Here is a 4,177-nt window from a genome sequence, read left to right as displayed (position 1 = left end):
AAAAATATTTTTTAAAAAAATTGAAAAAAATGAAAATTAGTGAAAAAATTTTAAGTTATTTGAAATGGACTAGTGGCAATTGATTGTTGAAAATACTTGGGAGTTAAGAGTTTGGTGGAGTTTATCGTTATTAGGATTTATAGATGAAGTTTATAATATAAATAATTATAAAAAAACCAAAATTCTATTTCAAATTATTTTAAATAGCTTTATTTTTAGTATTGCAATTAGAAATATAATTTAATTTTAAAGAATTTGAATTTGAAATTTAAATTTTAAATCTAGCAATATCTAAGATTTATTTTAAACTCCTGTTTTAAATTCTTTAAGTACAAACAATAATAGCACCTCGTTTTAACAAGATTTTATTATCATTTTTCAACTCTTTTAAAACCCTTGAAATACTTTCTCTTGAGCTACCTACTACTCTTGCTAATTCTTCGTGAGTGATTTTTAATTCATTATTACTTGCATTATCTTTTATATATTTTAAAACACGATTTGAAAGCGGCATAAAAGCAAAATCTTCTAAAAATTGCATAATTTCACTAAGTCTTTTAGAAATAATGTCTAATTTTAGTTGTTTAAATTCTAAATATTTTTCGCTTAATTCTTCTAAATCTTTGCTAGGAATTACCCAAACATTAGTGTTTTTTACAAACTCAATATTAACATCAAAACTAATATTATTTAGCACGCAAGAAGCTGATAATAAGCAATATTCATCATTTGATAAATTAAAAATATCAATCTTTCTAATGCCATTATCAATAAATATCTTAATACTTCCATCAATTATAAATATAAGCCCTTGACAATCCCATAAATCATCACCTTTTTTATAAGTCTTAAAAAGACCTTTTTCTAAACATTTTTTAATTAGCTCATTATTTGTAAATATAGAATTTAAAAAATCTTCAATCTTTTTCATTGTAACTTTATCACATACATAATTTTTAAAAACTCTTATACTTTATCAAAAAAAGGAATATTATGAGTTTAGATAGAAGAAATTTTTTAAAAATCGCAGGAATTGCTAGTGTAAGCAAGGTTTTTGCGAATACTAATCAAGAAAAAATGGCAAAACTAATTGATTTAAGCCTTTGCGATGGCTGTGCTAATTTAGCAACACCTTTATGCGTAAGTGCTTGTAAATTAAAAAATAAAGATGTTTTTCCTAAACCAATTAGCGAAATACCAAATTATTATCCACAAAAATTTTATGAAGATTATCAAGACAAAAAAGATGAGATTAATAGGCTAAATCCTTATAATTTCATCTATGTTGAAAAATTAAACATAGATAATAAAAATATAAATATCCCAAGACATTGTATGCATTGTGATGACCCAACTTGCCTTAAAATATGTCCTTTTGGAGCAATTAGCAAAGATAATTCAGCGGTTAAAATCAATCCTAATGTTTGTTTTGGTGGAGCAAAATGTAAAGATGTTTGCCCTTGGCACATACCACAACGACAAGCAGGAGTTGGAGTTTATCTTAAAATAGCACCTAAATTAGCAGGTGGTGGAGTTATGTATAAATGCGATTTATGTGCTGATATTAGCATTCCTGCTTGCGTGAGTGCTTGTCCTAAAAACGCAATGATATATGCAAATAAGGAAAAAATAAAATTACTAGCCCTAAAAAAGGCACAAGAATATAAAGATTTAGCCAAAGATGATGGCACATATATTTACGGAGATAAACAAAACGGCGGAACTGCGACTTTTTATGTATCGCCGATTTCATTTGAAAAAATTCAAGAAGCAATAAGCAAAAAACACGCAAACAACACCCAAGGAATAGCACATATGAAAGTAGATATAAATAACAAAATAACCAGTAATGACAAAATTATTAAAAGCGTTTTATTAAGCCCGATTGCAGGTGTTTTAGCAGGTGTTTTACTAAGGAAAAAAAATGAAAATTAAAAGACAAAGTATATTTAATCAAATAACTCATTTAGGAATAATGATTAGTGTTTTTGCGTTGATTTTTAGTGGTATTTTACAAATGCCTGTCGCAAAAAGATATATGATTTATAAATTACCTTTAATGTCTTGGAGTGTGGATTATTATATTAGTTTGATGATTCATTATATTTTTAGTATTAGCTTGATATTTTTTGTATTTTTGCATATTACATATTATATTTTACGCAAAGATTTTTCAATGCTTCCAAAAAAAGGTGATATTAAAAAAAGCATAAAATTAATCTATGCAATAATTTTTAACAAAGAAGAAGAACCTTGCGAAAAATACCTACCAGAACAACGCCTTGCGTATTTAGGACTTGTAATTATTATGGCTGTTTTAATTATTACAGGGCTTATTAAAACTTTAAAAATTTAGCAGGAATTTCAATTAGTGAAAACTCTATATTTTTAGCAGCATTACTACATAATATTGGAATGTTTTTAATGATTTTTTGGATATTTATACATTTATTTGCCTTTGTTTTTAAGACTAATAGAGCACTTTTAGGTGCTATGTTTGGTGGAAAAATTGATGCTAAATATGTATTACAAAGACATGAATTATGGCATGAAGGTGTAAAAGCCGCTAAAAAGGTTTTAAATATGCTATGAGCTTTACTGGAAATAAATTATAAATTTGATTATTTGTTTAGTTGAAATTGATACCGATGAAATATACTTAAGAAAATAAATTTTCATAATATAAAAATAAGAAAAATTAGTAAAAACAAAGGACAATTTTAAGCAAATTTGCAAGTATTAAACAAAGCCAAAAATTATTACTAATTTTACTAAAAAATGCATAAATCATACAATCAAATAAAAATATTATATTTATTTTGTAATACCAAAATATAGTTTTAAGAACTACTAATATTTTAAGATTAAATTAAGTATTTTCAAGTTAGATAACAGGCATAAAAAAGTTTGTCTATTGTATTATTTCGTAGTTATTACTATTATTAAATCTTTAAAAGAAAACTTTAAACAAACATTGATAAATTAAAGCTTATGATGATTTATAAGAATTTAAATTTGCTTAAAATATAGTCTATTATTGTTTTACTTTTAGCTTTGATTTTACTCAAATCTTCAACCAAGAAAAACTTAGAAAATATAAATATATTCAAATAACGTTCAATAATAGAAAAAATAGCGATAGATATTGAAAAAATCGCAAATAATATAAAGATAAAAAATACAAAATTTTCATTAGCTAAATTCTTATTTGAAGTGGCAAAAATTATTGTAATAATAGCGCTAATAAAACCAAAAATAACACTCAAAGCATTGCTAAAAGAAAAGCCATTAATCTTGCTTTTTAAAACATAAAAAGCATTGCAATTAGGACATTTTAGACTAATAAATCCTAAATCTTTTTTATAAGTTAATTTTGAGATTTTACAAGAACAAATATCGCACTTTTTATAAAATATATTTATATTTTTACTAAGATTAATCATAAAATCTTTTAATTTGCTTAACCTAGATTTTTTAATTTCAATTGTTTCACTATTATCAAATAAAACAAATTTTGAAAATATAAACAATTCTAAATAATCATGAATGAATGAAAAAATACTTGCAATAATCAAAAAAGTTAAAAACCATATTGCTACTTGAATAATTCTGCTATTAATAAATTTATCCAATAAAGCAATAGGCACAATAGAAAGCAATGCACAAACCCAACGAGAAATATCCACTAAAGCAGCATCTATCATAACAAAAGACATTTTGTCTTTTAATCTATACAAGGCATTACAATTAGGACATTTTAGACTAATAAATCCTAAATCTTTTTTATAAGTTAATTTTGAGATTTTACAAGAACAAATATCACACTTTTTATTGATAATTTCCACTTTAATTTCCTTGTAACAAAATGTTTTATTTTATATCAGATAATACTTGTGATTTTATCACTAATTTAAATTCTTTTAGTTATATTTAGCTAGTTGTATCTTATTAATATTTGCTTTTTTGCTTCATTTAAAAATAAGAATATTTCTTGATATTTTTTTGCATAATTAATATCAAAATATTTTATTTAATATATTTAATTATGAAAAATAATTCAAATAATTATATTAAAAATAAAAATGTGTATTCTAAACTACAACTCATTTTAATTCTTCTTTTAATTTATTTAAATAATTTGTATAAACATCATTAGAGCAATCACTTATATAATTGT

Annotated in this window: 5 protein-coding genes; 3 read left to right on the top strand and 2 right to left on the bottom strand. The window is 23.6% G+C overall.

All coding sequences use genetic code 11. The features are described from left to right. Positions 1-325: 325 nt before the first annotated feature. Positions 326-931: a Crp/Fnr family transcriptional regulator gene (locus AVBRAN12637_RS09575; RefSeq protein WP_336615817.1), complete on the bottom strand. Its 606-nt coding sequence runs from the start codon at positions 929-931 to the stop codon at positions 326-328. A gap of 62 nt (positions 932-993) precedes the next feature. Here AVBRAN12637_RS09575 and AVBRAN12637_RS09570 point away from each other — a divergent pair, with 62 nt between their 5' ends. The 3 genes from AVBRAN12637_RS09570 to AVBRAN12637_RS09560 all read left to right on the top strand — a co-directional run bounded on the left by AVBRAN12637_RS09570 (position 994) and on the right by AVBRAN12637_RS09560 (position 2,592). Beyond that, positions 994-1,935: a 4Fe-4S dicluster domain-containing protein gene (locus AVBRAN12637_RS09570; protein WP_336607268.1), complete on the top strand. Its 942-nt coding sequence runs from the start codon at positions 994-996 to the stop codon at positions 1,933-1,935. Continuing rightward, positions 1,925-2,356, top strand: a complete 432-nt coding sequence (locus AVBRAN12637_RS09565) for a cytochrome b/b6 domain-containing protein (RefSeq protein WP_336615816.1) — start codon at positions 1,925-1,927, stop codon at positions 2,354-2,356. The genes AVBRAN12637_RS09570 and AVBRAN12637_RS09565 overlap by 11 nt, the downstream gene beginning before the upstream one ends. A gap of 68 nt (positions 2,357-2,424) precedes the next feature. Next, positions 2,425-2,592, top strand: coding sequence for a hypothetical protein (locus tag AVBRAN12637_RS09560; RefSeq protein ID WP_336615815.1), 168 nt, complete (start codon positions 2,425-2,427; stop codon positions 2,590-2,592). A gap of 407 nt (positions 2,593-2,999) precedes the next feature. Here the strand turns inward: AVBRAN12637_RS09560 and AVBRAN12637_RS09555 are convergent, their stop codons facing one another. After that, on the bottom strand, positions 3,000-3,845 hold the full coding sequence (locus tag AVBRAN12637_RS09555; RefSeq protein WP_336615814.1) for a hypothetical protein: 846 nt from the start codon (positions 3,843-3,845) through the stop codon (positions 3,000-3,002). Positions 3,846-4,177 lie beyond the last annotated feature (332 nt).

Source organism: Campylobacter sp. RM12637, from assembly GCF_020137645.1.
Lineage (GTDB): Bacteria > Campylobacterota > Campylobacteria > Campylobacterales > Campylobacteraceae > Campylobacter_E.
Note: the sequence above shows the minus strand (reverse complement) of the source record. Positions and strands in the feature narration are given on the sequence as shown.